This is a genomic window from Mesorhizobium sp. M7A.F.Ca.US.006.04.2.1 (assembly GCF_004022915.1).
GTDB classification, from domain to species: Bacteria; Pseudomonadota; Alphaproteobacteria; order Rhizobiales; family Rhizobiaceae; genus Mesorhizobium; species Mesorhizobium ciceri.
This window is the reverse complement of sequence record NZ_RZQA01000090.1, coordinates 1-11,779: the sequence shown is the minus strand read 5'-3', so window position 1 is coordinate 11,779 and position 11,779 is coordinate 1. Positions and strand designations below refer to the sequence as shown.

The following is an 11,779-nucleotide window of genomic DNA, read 5'->3' as shown; positions in this document are numbered from 1 at the left end:
CTGTTTTTCCTGTTGGCCCCCAATATCTTTGTGTATTTCGTACAGGCCCTGCCCCGCCAGTCGCTGATCCGCATCATGGCCTACCAGCTTCCCTATGCGGTCATGCAGTTCATCGGGCTGGCCATCGTCTGGTCATCGAGGCAAAAGCTTGCCCGTCTCGATCGCATATTGATGGCCGTGCTGGCGGCGAGCGGCCTGCAGTTTGCCTCCAAGCCATTCATCGCCCATGCGCTCGGCGGCTGGGGCGCCAATCCGCAAGCCTATCTGCAAAGCAACTACGCGCTGGTGTCGCAATCGCTCGGCACTGTCTTTGCGCTGGCGCTGGCGCTGCTGATGCTGGCCATCCTGGTTCGCGACGTGCTTGCCGAAGTGACGTCGAAGTCGGAGACGGACACGCTTTCGCGCCTGCTCAATCGCGGCGGCTTCACCCGCCATGCCGAACTGGCGGTGCTTGGCGCCCTGCGGCAAGGCGTGCCGGTCGCGCTGGTCATAGCCGATCTCGATCATTTCAAGAGCGTCAACGACAGCTTCGGCCATGCGTCCGGCGACCGGGTGATCGAGACTTTTGCAGGCTTCCTGCGTGAAGCCGCCGCCGCGCATCACGTTGCCGGCCGCATTGGCGGCGAGGAGTTCGCCATCATCCTGCCGGGAACCAACCTTGCCGCGGCGCGGCTGTTCGCCGAGGGAACGCGCAGCGCCTTCGGCGCGCTGCCCATAGACGGACTGCCGGCTGACAACCGCTGCACCGCGAGCTTCGGCGTCGCCGAACTCCATGCGAGCGAAGACTTTGCCGATCTGATGCGGCGGGCCGACCAGGCGCTCTATCAGGCGAAGAATGCCGGGCGCGATTGCGTGCGCGTCTCCGTCGGGCCTGCCGGCAACTGGTCGTCAGCCGGAACGGAAGCTAGCGGCAGGGGCTGAGTTCGGGCATCTCGCCGTCGGAGAGGCCGTACATATAGGAGCGGCCCTTCACCAGCACCGGCGGCCGGTAGCAATCGCTATAACCGCCGATTTCGTCGGCTTCGTTCTCGTAGATCACCTTGGGCTGGCCGGCGCTGGTGTAGTCGGAGAGCTGCTTGGCCAGCCTGCCTTGGCCGACGATGATGCGCTTGTAGCCGGCGGCGCTGTCGACGACGAGGTTGCCGAAGGAATCGGCGTAGACGCGATCCTGATGCCGTGCGCCGGCAAGCGCTGGCGCTGCAAGGCCGGCGACCGAGGCTGCTACGACGAGCGCCGCAAGGCGCGATTTGCCCGAATTCGAACGCATGGCGTCCTCCGTGTCTTGAGGGAAAGCCTCCTCGAATCAGAAATTAACGGTTTCTTAACCTTTGTTAAGAGGCCGGCGCGTTTGGCGGCGATGTCTCGGTAAACATGGTTAATATCCGTTAATATCCGACTGGATGGAAAACCCGGTGGCCATCATTCGGCCATGCTTGGCCGCACCATCGCAGCGGCGTCCGCCTTGGCGTCGGGACGATATTGATCTGGACAAAGCATCGTGGCCGCTTGCCGCGCGGGAGGACAGCATATGGCGCTACGCCGGCCGATTTGGGCGTCCGTTTTCCCGTTGCTCGGTGTCGTCGCTGCCTGTGTGCCGCAAGACAGCGCGCCGAAGACAGCCAATACCGTCGTCGTCTCACCTGCGCCGGCCCAGCAGTCCGTCGCAGCCGCGGTGCCTCCGGCAGCTGCAACCAAGATCATCACCGACCTTACCGCGCCGCGACCAGGCATAGGCACGGCCACCTACAGATGCGGCAACAACGGTATGATTTCCATCCAAAATCTAGGCACGTCGTTGCGTGTGGTCGGGTCCGACGGCGCGACCGAGGAGTTTGCGGCGTCGCCTGCCAACCAGAGCAGCCGCTACCAGGCGGCCACGCATGACGCAATCGTGATCGACGGGCGCGAGGCGCTGGTGATGAAGAAGGGATCGACGCCGCAGACCTGCAAACGCTGACGCCAGTCTCACCACCGCTGGGCCCTGGGGCCAGATATGTTGCACTGCAGCGATATCGAGCCGGCTTCAGGCCTTCCCGGCCTAATCGATTGAAGCCAAAGCCCGCCTTTTAGTCAGACTAAATTACGTTTTCGAAACGGTTTTCTGGCTTTGACGCGGTGCAAAAAGAGCATTAGAAACCGGCTGTCCGAAGTCGCAACCGGAAGCGGCAATGCCGCATTTCCACCTGAGGCTCCAGAGAGACGCCGAACTGGGGGAGCCATGAGCAAATCACCAGCCACCCGCGAATTTGCCAGACGTGAACGGCCGATTTCGCCGCACCTCACCGTGTACCGGCCGCCGATCACCATGACGATGTCGATCATTCACCGCATCACCGGCGGCGCGCTGTATTTCGGCACGCTGCTGGTCGCCCTGTGGCTGATGGCGGCGGCAAGCTCGCAGGCGACCTTCGATTGGGCCAATTGGGCCTTCGGCACCTGGCTCGGCCGGATCATCCTGTTCGGCTACACCTGGGCGCTGATGCATCATATGCTGGGCGGCGTACGGCACCTCATCTGGGACACGGGCGCGGGCCTGGAAAAGCATACCGCCTCGAAGATCGCCTGGGCGACGCTGGCCGGCTCGATCCTGCTCACGCTGCTGATATGGATCGCCGGCACCATGGCGCGGGGAGCTTGATCATGAGCGGCAAAAACACCGACATGCGCACGCCGCTGGCGAGGGTCCGCGGCCTCGGCTCCGCCCGCGAGGGCACCGGGCATTTCTGGCGCCAGCGCCTGACCGCGATCGCCAACATCCCGCTGATCCTGTTCTTCGTCGGTTTCCTGATCGCGCTCAACGGCGCCGACCACGAGCATGTGCGGGCAGCCCTTGCCAACCCGTTCGTGGCGCTGGTGATGGCCCTGGTGCTCATCTCCGGTCTCACCCATATGCGGATCGGCATGCAGGTGATCATCGAGGATTACGTGCATGGCGAAGGCATGAAGCTGGCGCTGATCGCGCTCAATACATTTTTCACCATAGCGGTCGGCGTCGCCTCGATCTTCGCCCTGCTCAAGCTGGCATTCGGAGGCTGAGTTGGCCAAGGACGCGAAACAAGCCAACACGGCAGGCTATACCTTTGTCGACCACAAGTTCGACGTGGTGGTCGTTGGCGCCGGCGGCGCCGGCCTGCGCGCCACGCTCGGCATGGCCGAACAGGGGCTGCGCACCGCCTGCATCAGCAAGGTGTTCCCGACCCGCTCGCACACGGTGGCGGCGCAAGGCGGCATTGCCGCCTCGCTGTCCAACATGGGTCCCGATTCCTGGCAATGGCACATGTACGACACCGTCAAGGGCTCGGACTGGCTGGGCGATGTCGACGCCATGGAATATCTGGTGCGCGAGGCGCCGGCCGCGGTCTACGAGCTCGAACATTACGGCGTGCCGTTTTCGCGCACCGAAGAGGGCAAGATCTACCAGCGGCCGTTCGGCGGCCACATGATGAACTATGGCGAAGGTCCCCCGGTGCAGCGCACCTGTGCCGCCGCCGACCGCACCGGGCATGCCATCCTGCACACGCTTTACGGCCAGTCGCTGAAGAACAATGCGCAGTTCTTCATCGAGTATTTCGCGCTCGACCTGATCATGGAGCCGGACGGCACCTGCACCGGTGTCGTCGCCTGGAACCTGGATGACGGCACCATCCACCGCTTCTCGGCCAAGATGGTGGTGCTGGCGACCGGCGGCTATGGCCGCGCCTATTTCTCGGCCACCTCGGCGCACACCTGCACCGGCGACGGCGGCGGCATGGCCGCGCGTGCCGGCTTTCCGCTGCAGGACATGGAGTTCGTGCAATTCCACCCGACCGGCATCTATGGCGCCGGCTGCCTGATCACCGAGGGTGCGCGCGGCGAGGGCGGCTATCTCGTCAATTCCGAGGGCGAGCGCTTCATGGAGCGCTACGCGCCGTCAGCCAAGGACCTTGCCTCGCGCGACGTCGTCTCGCGCTGCATGACGCTGGAGATCCGCGAAGGCCGCGGCGTCGGCAAGAACAAGGACCACATCTTCCTGCATCTCGACCATCTCGATCCCGCCGTCCTGCATGAGCGGCTGCCGGGCATTTCGGAATCGGCCAAGATCTTTGCCGGTGTCGACCTGACCAAGGAGCCGATCCCGGTGCTGCCCACGGTCCACTACAATATGGGCGGCGTGCCGACCAATTACTGGGGCGAGGTGCTCAATCCGACGGCGCTCAATCCAGACCAGGTGTCGCCCGGATTGATGGCTGTCGGCGAAGCCGGCTGCGCCTCCGTGCACGGCGCCAACAGGCTCGGTTCGAATTCGCTGATCGATCTTGTGGTGTTCGGCCGCGCGGCGGCGATCCGCGCCGGCCAGGTCATCGACCGCAAGTCGGCGATCCCTTCGCCCAACGAAGCCTCGGTCGAAAAGATCATGGACCGCTTCGACCGGCTGCGTTACGCCAACGGCTCGACGCCGACGGCGGTGCTGCGTGAAAAGATGCAGAAGGCGATGCAGGAAGACGCGGCCGTATTCCGCACGCAGGAGTCGCTCGAAAATGGCTGTAAGCGCATTTCGCAGATCTGGGGCGAGTTGAAGGACATCAAAGTGTCCGACCGCTCGATGATCTGGAACTCCGATCTGGTCGAAACGCTGGAGCTGGAAAACCTGATGGCCAATGCTATCACCACGGTCTACAGCGCCGAGGCGCGCAAGGAGAGCCGTGGCGCGCACGCACGTGAGGACTTTTCGGCGCGCGACGACGCGGTCTGGCGCAAGCATACGCTGGCCAGGCTGAGCGAAGACGGCAAGGTGGCACTCTCCTACCGGCCGGTGCACACCGAGCCGCAGCTGGCTGAAAAGGACGGCGGCATCAGCCTCGCCAAGATCGCGCCCAAGGCCAGAGTGTATTGAGGATCGAACATGGTTGAACTCACGCTCCCCAAGAATTCGCAGATCAAGCCGGGCAAGACCTGGCCGAAGCCGGAGGGCGCCACCAATCTGCGGGAATACCGCATCTATCGCTGGTCGCCGGACGACGACGAGAACCCGCGCATCGACACCTATTTCGTCGACATGGACGATTGCGGGCCGATGGTGCTCGACGCGCTGCTGTGGATCAAGAACAAGATCGACCCGACGCTGACCTTGCGGCGTTCCTGCCGCGAAGGCATTTGCGGCTCCTGCGCCATGAACATCGACGGTTCCAACACGCTCGCCTGCACCAAGGGCTGCGACGACATTTCGGGCGCGGTAAAAGTCTACCCGCTGCCGCATATGCAGGTGGTCAAGGACCTGGTGCCCGACCTCACCAATTTCTACGCCCAGCACGCGTCGATCCAGCCCTGGCTGAAGACGGTGTCGCCGGAGCCGGCCAAGGAGTGGCTGCAGAGCCATGAGGACCGCGAGAAGCTCGACGGGCTCTATGAATGCATATTGTGCGCCTGCTGCTCGACCTCGTGCCCGAGCTATTGGTGGAACGGCGACCGCTATCTCGGCCCGGCAACGCTTCTGCAGGCCTATCGCTGGCTGATCGATAGCCGCGACGAGGCCACCGGCGAGCGGCTCGACAATCTCGAAGACCCGTTCCGGCTCTATCGCTGCCACACCATCATGAACTGCGCGCAGACCTGCCCCAAAGGCCTCAACCCGGCCAAGGCGATCGCGGAGATCAAGAAGATGATGGTGGAGAGAAGGGTTTAGGCGGTTGGTTGGTTGCCGGCGAGAGTAATCCAATGAGCGATGACCTTCCCATCCTTTCCCCTGTGGAAGCTCGCATTCTCGGCTGCCTGATCGAGAAGAAGGAGCTGACGCCGGATGTCTATCCGCTGACGCTCAACGCGGCACTGGCCGCCGCCAACCAGAAGACGGCGCGCGAGCCGGTGATGGCGCTGGAGCAGAGCGAGGTGCACCGGGGGCTGAAGCTGCTCGAACAAAAGGGGCTGGTGCGGCAGATGTTCGGTTCGCGTGTCGAGCGCTACGAGCACCAGATGGCGCAGCGCTTCTCGCTGACCACACCGCAGACCGCCTTGATCGGCTTGCTGTTGCTGCGCGGGCCGCAGACGGCCCATGAATTGTCGGCGCGCACCGAGCGCATGGCACGGTTTTCGTCGATCGAAGATCTGCGCGCCGAGCTCGACATGCTGATCGGCCGCCGACCGCCACTCATCCAGGAAATCCCACGCGGACCGGGCCAGCGCGAGGAGCGTTACGTCCATCTGCTGAGCGGGACTCCGCAGATCGCCCCCATCGCCATGCAGGCTGCGTCGGCTGGTTCATCTGCCTCCGGCCTCGAGGAGCGCGTCAGCGCCCTTGAGGAGGAGATTGCAATGTTACGCGCCCGCATCGACGCGCTGACCGGCGAGCGCTAGGTTCACCTCCTCGAGTAAACGCCGCTCGCTTCGCCGTCGGGGTCGATCAGCCGCAGCTGGTTGCCGTCCAGTTGCCAGCGCAAGGAGACCGGCTTCAGGTCACCGGGCTTGAATTTCCAGAGGCCCGTGAGGTCGGGCCGGCAACCATTGACGGATTTGTAGGTTCCTGCCGTCGGCGTGAAAACCAGGGTCGAGCCGCGCACGGAGGCCTTACCGGTCTTCAGGGTCAGCGACCGGACCTGACCGCAGCCGTCGACCAGAGACGATTGGAACAGCGCGTAATAGGTGCGCCCGTCAGCCCCGAAGGTAAAGGTGACGCTGCCGCCGCTGCCTGGATCGCAGTTGCTGAATGTGTCGCAATAATTGCCGCTGGCAACTGCAAAACCCCACTTGCCGACGAGCGCTGCCGGCATCGCACCGAGGCGCGAGCGTGTCGTCGGTCCCTTGCCCTGGCCGTAAGCGCCGCCGGCGCTGAAGGCCAGCCAGCCGGCAAGCCCGACAAGTGCCGCCCGGCAGGCGTGGTGTGACGAGGCCCTCAACATCCTTTGCTCGCAACAAGCTGCCGGAGATAGACAAGCCGCGTGCCGATGACATTGTTGACGATCGCCGTCTTGCCGGCCGGCGCCATGCCGCCGTATTTCTTGACCGACGGCCCATGATTCTTCGCCTCTTCGTAACCTGCCATCAATTGCCGCAGATCCGCACAGGACATCAAGGCGTACTTCGCCTGCTCCTGCGGGCTGATGACGCTCGATTGCGCCATGCCGGCGGAGTTGGCCGCCGCCATGCCGGCCATGCCGACGACCGCAGAAACCGGGTTGATGCCGACGCAGCCCGATAGGCCGAGGCACAGGACCGGTGCCGCCAGGACTGTATGCCGGACGCTCATGGCCGTCGCTCCCCACACGGCCGCTTCGGATCGCGATGGTCGGCGACGGTTCCGCCGAGAGCGATGGACAACAGATAGACGCGTGGATTGAAGCCTGCCGAGGCGAGCCCCGACAGTGTCCTGAACAATTGCAAATGATACATCGAACCCCCTTGTGGCTGTTTGCGATGCGCTTCCTGATCGGAAACGCGCTGCAAACTAGGTCCGGCAAAAGCGGGCAGCTTGGACGCAGCGGCCCTAAAAACGGCCCAAACGGCCCTGTATTGACGTTTTCGGAGGCGCGGCGCATATCACGCCGCTTCTAATTGACCTGAGGCATGGGGGATGCCGGTGACGGCGACGATGGGGCCAACCGCCTCGTTCCGACTGATGACGGACGCGCTTCCGGAGCGGGATCGCGTCGAGGTCATGCGCGAGGTCTATGGCCGCACGGTGCTCAAGGTCGATCTCGATCCACTCGGCCCGACGCATGTCGATATGCAGGTGCGCGCGTTGCCTGGCCTCGGCATCGCCACGGGCACGTGTTCGGAATTCCGCGTCCATCATTCGACGTCGCTGATCGACAGCGACGATCTCGTCCTCCTGGTCGCCCTCGATGGCGCAAGCGTGATGAAGCATCGCGGCCGTGAGGAGCCGGTCGGCAACGGCCAGGCGCTGATGATGAGCGGCGAGGAGGTCGGCCTCAATGTCATCCAGCCAGGCGGTCTTCGCTTCGTCAATATGAGCTTCTCGCTCAAGGCACTGTCACCGCTGATCGGCGACCCGGCCCCGGCGCTGATGCAGCCGCTGCCAACCTCCGGCGGGGCGATGCGGCTGCTGCTCGACTATGTCAGGTCGATCCAGGATGCCGGCGACGTGCTGACCCCGGAGGCCTGGCATCTGGCGACGACGCATATTTTCGATCTCGTCGCTCTGGCCATGGGTGCCACCCGAGACGCGGCAGAAATCGCCCGGGGCCGAGGCGTGCGCGTGGCGCGGCTGCGTGCCATCAAGGCCGAAATAACAGCCCATGGCGGCGACCTGTCGGCCGAAGACATCGCCCGCCGTCACCGCCTTTCGGCCCGCTACATCAGAAAACTGTTCGAGAGCGAAGGCACGTCGCTGTCGGATTTCATGCTGTGCCAGCGCCTGTTGCGCGCGCATCGGATGCTCAGCAATCCTCGTCATGCCGGACGCAGCATCACGGCGATCGCCTTCGAGGCAGGCTTCAACGACCTCTCCTATTTCAACCGGGCGTTCCGGCGGCGCTACGGCGCGACGCCATCGGATGTGCGGGCGGCCGCGTTGAAGGGCTGACCGCAAACGAAAACGCCGGCCCAAGGGCCGGCGGTTTCTGGATGAATTTGCCGTTCGGGCCTTCAGCCGAGCTTGGCGTCGAGCGATACGTTTATGGCGCCGAGCGCCTTCGAGACCGGGCAGCCGGCCTTGGCCTTTTCGGCCAATTCCTTGAACTTCGCCGCGTCGATGCCCGGGACCTTGCCGACCACTGTGAGGGCGCTTCCGGTGATCCCGGTGCCGGGAACCAGCGTCACCACGGCCTTGGCGTCGAGTTCGGTGGCCGGCGTGCCGTTCTCGGCCAGGAAATGCGAAAACTGCATGGCAAAGCAGCCGGCGTGCGCCGCCGCGATCAGCTCTTCAGGGTTGGTGCCGGATTTGCCGCTCTCGTCCTCGAAGCGCGCTTTGAACGAATAGGGCGTGCCCTTCAGGGTTCCGCTCTGGGTGTCGAGCGTGCCCGTGCCCTCTTTCAGATTGCCTTTCCAGACGGCGTTTGCGGTGCGGTCCATGAATTCCTCCTTATTACAGCGGTGGCGCCGGCCAGGCGGCGTTCCTCCCAACTATAGCGCGGGCGCGAGGGAAGGCCACCGCGCTGTTTGCGCGCGCACGCAGCACCGGCGAGCCGCACCGAATTTTTTTGAAAAAATGTACGTGCAAGAATGTCGACTTGCATCGGCCCCGACCGTCCTGCGGGCGGCCACGGATTCTCGTGGCGGATGGAGGTTCGCATGAACAATCTGTTTTCTGCCCATTGGACAAGCACCTGCCGAACGGCCGATCCAGGGAAAAGCGACCCGCTGCATGTGCCGCCCTCCGGCTTCGGCCGGCTGCTTGCGGCAGTTGCAATCATCGGCATTGCGGTCAGCCTTCTCGACCATGTCGCTGCCGGCAAGAACTCAACCGATACCGTGATCGCCTATGGTTCGTCACAGCAAGGGAGCTGGAAATGAAATATGTCTGTCTGGTCTATGGCGAGGAAAACGACCTCCATGCCATGACGCCGGAGCGTCTGGCCAAGCTCGATGCCGATTCGATGGCTCATGACCGGTCATTGGATCAGCGTGGGGTGCTGATCGTCGCGCAGGCGCTGCAATCGGTGAAGACGTCGAAGACGGTGCGGCGACGCCAGGGCAAGCGGCTGATCACCGACGGCCCGTTCGCCGAAACCAAGGAGCAGTTGCTTGGCTTCGTCATGATCGAGGCCGACAATCTCGACCAGGCGCTGGAGATCGCCGGCGAGATCCCGCTGGCCGAAATCGGCACCATCGAGGTGCGGGCGATCTACAATGTGCCGGGGTCATAGCCCCCGCCATGTGCTACAGCCACGCGGAAACCAAGGCGTTCGATTGAACGATCGTCCCGGTTCATTTGGTGCGCAACTTTTGCGTGTTGAAGCAAGGCGAGAGTTCTCCTATCGTCGCCGGGGTTCTTGGGGATTTCGACATGCCTTTCCTGATTGCTATCCTTGGCGTGATGGGCGCGGCGGCGTTCTGGTGGTACCGGATGAAGGCGATGAACGACGCGGCTCGCGAGGTTGCGGACGTTGTCGGGCGCGTGCAGGGCAACATCCGTCGCAAGAAGCTGCGCAAGCAGGCGGCTCTGTCGCCTCTGACGGCGATCGATGATCCGGTCGTAGCGGCGGCTACGCTGATCACATCAATCGTCTCCGAGGATGGGCCCATCCTGCCGCAGCGCGAGGCTGTCATCCGCGCGGTGATTTCCGAGATCGCCGACAAGAAGAAGACCGACGAGGCGGTGATCTACGCCAAATGGGCGGCGGCGCAGGTCGACGACACCACCGTCGTCATCGACAAGCTGGCGCCGTTCCTGCGCGAACGCCTCGATGTCGCCGAGCGGAACGATCTGCTGCAGATGGTCAACCGCGCCGCCCAGGGCGGCGAGAAACGTCTCGAAATATCCGACCAGAGGATATTGCGGCTGCGGCAGAAGCTGGGTTTTGAGGTCAACTGAGCGATAGCGCTCAGATCGCCTCGCCCTTCAACAATCGCGGCGTGCTGGCGGACAACCCCGACGCCTGCCGGATAAAAAAATCCTTCAGGCGCGGCATGCGTTCGACAAGGCCGAGGCCGATGTCGCGGACGGTTCGCAGCGGGCCGATATCGTTGGAAAACAGCCGGTTCAGCGCGTCCGTGGTGATGCCCATCTGCACCGTGTCGAAGCGGCGCCACTGCTGGTAGCGTTCGAGGACGTCGAGCGCGCCGATGTCCTGGCCGAGCCGGTCGGCCTCGACGATCACCTCGGCAAGGGCTGCGACATCCTTGAAGCCGAGATTGAGGCCCTGGCCGGCGATCGGGTGGATGCCGTGGGCGGCATCGCCGGCGAGCGCGATGCGGGGCGCGACGAAGGCACGCGCAATGGTCAAGCCGAGCGGCCAGGCGCGCGGCGCATCAGTAACGCGGATCTCGCCAAGCTTCAGGCCAAAACGCTGCTCGAGTTCGTGTTCGAACAGGAGATCGTCACCGGCCACCAGCTTCTCGGCATCGGGCGTACGCTCGACCCAGACGATCGACGAGCGGTTGGTGCCGTCCTCGCCGGGTTTGAGCGGCAATGTGGCGAAAGGCCCGGCCGGCAGGAAATGCTCTTCGGCGCGACCATTGTGCGGGCGTTCGTGCGCTACCGTGCAGACGATGCCGGACTGGCCATATTCCCACTTCACCGTCTTGATGCCGGCCATGTCGCGCAGCTTCGAGTTGACGCCGTCGGCGGCGACCAGCAGCCGCGCCTTCAGCGCCGCGCCGTCGGCGAGATGCACGGTGATGCCACTGCCGTTGGTCTCGAAGCCCTGCACCGCGACGCCTTCGATGATATCGATGCCGAGCCTTTCGGCGCTGGCCCGCAAGGCGCCGTTCAGCACCTTGTTGGCGACCATATGCGCAAAGGGCTCGCCCGGCGCCACTTCGCCGCCGAAGGTCAGGAAGACCGGACGCACCGGATCGGCGGTGCGCGAATCGGTGATGATCATCTCAGTGATCGCCTGCGCCTGGGGTGCGATCTCGGCCCACACGCCGAGCTGGTCGAGCATGCGGCAGGCGGCAGCGGCAATGGCCGAGGCGCGGCCATCCCTTTGCCAGGCGCCAGCAGGTGCCGCATCGACGAGAGCGATGGCGAGGCCCGGTCGCGCCTGTTTCAGCGATACGGCGGCGGCCAGGCCGACATAGCCGGCGCCGGCGACCAGGACATCGAGCCCGGATCTGTTTTTCGTGTCCGCCTTGCGTTCCATCATCTTCGCTCCTGCGCCGGCCGGGTCTTGCGCCCTTGACTGCC

16 protein-coding genes are annotated in these 11,779 nt (G+C 64.1%); 11 read left to right on the top strand and 5 right to left on the bottom strand.

Features of this window, described 5'->3' with window-relative positions; genetic code table 11:
* On the top strand, window positions 1-921 hold a 921-nt coding region (locus EN925_RS07525), incomplete at its 5' end, for a GGDEF domain-containing protein (RefSeq protein WP_164894154.1).
* Here EN925_RS07525 and EN925_RS07520 read toward each other — a convergent pair.
* The gene (locus EN925_RS07520; protein WP_024504989.1) at window positions 905-1,267 is read right to left on the bottom strand and encodes a hypothetical protein; all 363 of its coding nucleotides are present in this window, start codon (window positions 1,265-1,267) and stop codon (window positions 905-907) included. The genes EN925_RS07525 and EN925_RS07520 overlap by 17 nt on opposite strands.
* A 261-nt stretch (window positions 1,268-1,528) precedes the next feature.
* Here EN925_RS07520 and EN925_RS07515 point away from each other — a divergent pair, with 261 nt between their 5' ends.
* From EN925_RS07515 to EN925_RS07490, 6 genes are all read left to right on the top strand, one after another.
* Window positions 1,529-1,957 carry a hypothetical protein gene (locus EN925_RS07515; protein WP_127368049.1) on the top strand — a complete coding sequence of 143 codons (429 nt, stop codon included), beginning with the start codon at window positions 1,529-1,531 and terminating at the stop codon, window positions 1,955-1,957.
* Window positions 1,958-2,218: 261 nt separating this feature from the next.
* Window positions 2,219-2,638, top strand: coding sequence for a succinate dehydrogenase, cytochrome b556 subunit (gene sdhC, locus EN925_RS07510; protein ID WP_013528874.1), 420 nt, complete (start codon window positions 2,219-2,221; stop codon window positions 2,636-2,638).
* Between the two features lie 2 nt (window positions 2,639-2,640).
* Window positions 2,641-3,036 carry a succinate dehydrogenase, hydrophobic membrane anchor protein gene (sdhD, locus tag EN925_RS07505; protein ID WP_013528875.1) on the top strand — a complete coding sequence of 132 codons (396 nt, stop codon included), beginning with the start codon at window positions 2,641-2,643 and terminating at the stop codon, window positions 3,034-3,036.
* Between the two features lies 1 nt (window position 3,037).
* Window positions 3,038-4,873: a succinate dehydrogenase flavoprotein subunit gene (sdhA, locus tag EN925_RS07500; protein WP_024504991.1), complete on the top strand. Its 1,836-nt coding sequence runs from the start codon at window positions 3,038-3,040 to the stop codon at window positions 4,871-4,873.
* Window positions 4,874-4,882: 9 nt separating this feature from the next.
* Entirely contained in the window at window positions 4,883-5,662 is a 780-nt protein-coding gene (locus EN925_RS07495; RefSeq protein WP_013528877.1) for a succinate dehydrogenase iron-sulfur subunit, read from the top strand.
* A 32-nt stretch (window positions 5,663-5,694) separates the two neighbouring features.
* The gene (locus EN925_RS07490) at window positions 5,695-6,330 is read left to right on the top strand and encodes a DUF480 domain-containing protein (RefSeq protein ID WP_164753663.1); all 636 of its coding nucleotides are present in this window, start codon (window positions 5,695-5,697) and stop codon (window positions 6,328-6,330) included.
* A 2-nt stretch (window positions 6,331-6,332) separates the two neighbouring features.
* Here EN925_RS07490 and EN925_RS07485 read toward each other — a convergent pair whose 3' ends face one another.
* A complete protein-coding gene (locus EN925_RS07485; protein WP_013528879.1) occupies window positions 6,333-6,872 on the bottom strand; it encodes a hypothetical protein in 540 nt (179 codons plus the stop codon).
* Complete coding sequence (locus EN925_RS07480; protein ID WP_127368046.1) at window positions 6,866-7,219, bottom strand: hypothetical protein; 354 nt, start codon at window positions 7,217-7,219, stop codon at window positions 6,866-6,868. The genes EN925_RS07485 and EN925_RS07480 overlap by 7 nt, the downstream gene beginning before the upstream one ends.
* Before the next feature lie 324 nt (window positions 7,220-7,543).
* Here EN925_RS07480 and EN925_RS07470 point away from each other — a divergent pair, with 324 nt between their 5' ends.
* Entirely contained in the window at window positions 7,544-8,515 is a 972-nt protein-coding gene (locus EN925_RS07470) for an AraC family transcriptional regulator (RefSeq protein ID WP_013528882.1), read from the top strand.
* 62 nt (window positions 8,516-8,577) lie between these two features.
* Here the strand turns inward: EN925_RS07470 and EN925_RS07465 are convergent, their stop codons facing one another.
* Window positions 8,578-9,003, bottom strand: a complete 426-nt coding sequence (locus EN925_RS07465) for an OsmC family protein (protein ID WP_013528883.1) — start codon at window positions 9,001-9,003, stop codon at window positions 8,578-8,580.
* 219 nt (window positions 9,004-9,222) lie between these two features.
* Between EN925_RS07465 and EN925_RS07460 the strand changes: the two genes are divergently transcribed.
* The 3 genes from EN925_RS07460 (at window position 9,223) to EN925_RS07450 (ending at window position 10,465) form a co-directional block, all read left to right on the top strand.
* The gene (locus tag EN925_RS07460) at window positions 9,223-9,444 is read left to right on the top strand and encodes a hypothetical protein (RefSeq protein WP_024504996.1); all 222 of its coding nucleotides are present in this window, start codon (window positions 9,223-9,225) and stop codon (window positions 9,442-9,444) included.
* Window positions 9,441-9,797, top strand: a complete 357-nt coding sequence (locus EN925_RS07455; RefSeq protein WP_024504997.1) for a YciI family protein — start codon at window positions 9,441-9,443, stop codon at window positions 9,795-9,797. The genes EN925_RS07460 and EN925_RS07455 overlap by 4 nt, the downstream gene beginning before the upstream one ends.
* A 140-nt stretch (window positions 9,798-9,937) precedes the next feature.
* Window positions 9,938-10,465, top strand: coding sequence for a hypothetical protein (locus tag EN925_RS07450; protein ID WP_024504998.1), 528 nt, complete (start codon window positions 9,938-9,940; stop codon window positions 10,463-10,465).
* A 10-nt stretch (window positions 10,466-10,475) separates the two neighbouring features.
* On the opposite strand, the gene EN925_RS07445 is transcribed toward EN925_RS07450, so the two are convergent.
* Window positions 10,476-11,735 (bottom strand): ubiquinone biosynthesis hydroxylase, encoded by a 1,260-nt coding sequence (locus EN925_RS07445; RefSeq protein ID WP_027163307.1) that lies wholly within the window; start codon window positions 11,733-11,735, stop codon window positions 10,476-10,478.
* Window positions 11,736-11,779: the final 44 nt, after the last annotated feature.

Coding starts and splice junctions, on each gene's coding strand:
- EN925_RS07520 (WP_024504989.1), bottom strand. CDS start 1,267: ATGCGTTCGAATTCGGGCAAATCGCGCCTTGCGGCGCTCGTCGTAGCA.
- EN925_RS07515 (WP_127368049.1), top strand. CDS start 1,529: ATGGCGCTACGCCGGCCGATTTGGGCGTCCGTTTTCCCGTTGCTCGGT.
- sdhC (WP_013528874.1), top strand. CDS start 2,219: ATGAGCAAATCACCAGCCACCCGCGAATTTGCCAGACGTGAACGGCCG.
- sdhD (WP_013528875.1), top strand. CDS start 2,641: ATGAGCGGCAAAAACACCGACATGCGCACGCCGCTGGCGAGGGTCCGC.
- EN925_RS07495 (WP_013528877.1), top strand. CDS start 4,883: ATGGTTGAACTCACGCTCCCCAAGAATTCGCAGATCAAGCCGGGCAAG.
- EN925_RS07490 (WP_164753663.1), top strand. CDS start 5,695: ATGAGCGATGACCTTCCCATCCTTTCCCCTGTGGAAGCTCGCATTCTC.
- EN925_RS07485 (WP_013528879.1), bottom strand. CDS start 6,872: ATGTTGAGGGCCTCGTCACACCACGCCTGCCGGGCGGCACTTGTCGGG.
- EN925_RS07480 (WP_127368046.1), bottom strand. CDS start 7,219: ATGAGCGTCCGGCATACAGTCCTGGCGGCACCGGTCCTGTGCCTCGGC.
- EN925_RS07470 (WP_013528882.1), top strand. CDS start 7,544: ATGCCGGTGACGGCGACGATGGGGCCAACCGCCTCGTTCCGACTGATG.
- EN925_RS07465 (WP_013528883.1), bottom strand. CDS start 9,003: ATGGACCGCACCGCAAACGCCGTCTGGAAAGGCAATCTGAAAGAGGGC.
- EN925_RS07460 (WP_024504996.1), top strand. CDS start 9,223: ATGAACAATCTGTTTTCTGCCCATTGGACAAGCACCTGCCGAACGGCC.
- EN925_RS07455 (WP_024504997.1), top strand. CDS start 9,441: ATGAAATATGTCTGTCTGGTCTATGGCGAGGAAAACGACCTCCATGCC.
- EN925_RS07450 (WP_024504998.1), top strand. CDS start 9,938: ATGCCTTTCCTGATTGCTATCCTTGGCGTGATGGGCGCGGCGGCGTTC.
- EN925_RS07445 (WP_027163307.1), bottom strand. CDS start 11,735: ATGGAACGCAAGGCGGACACGAAAAACAGATCCGGGCTCGATGTCCTG.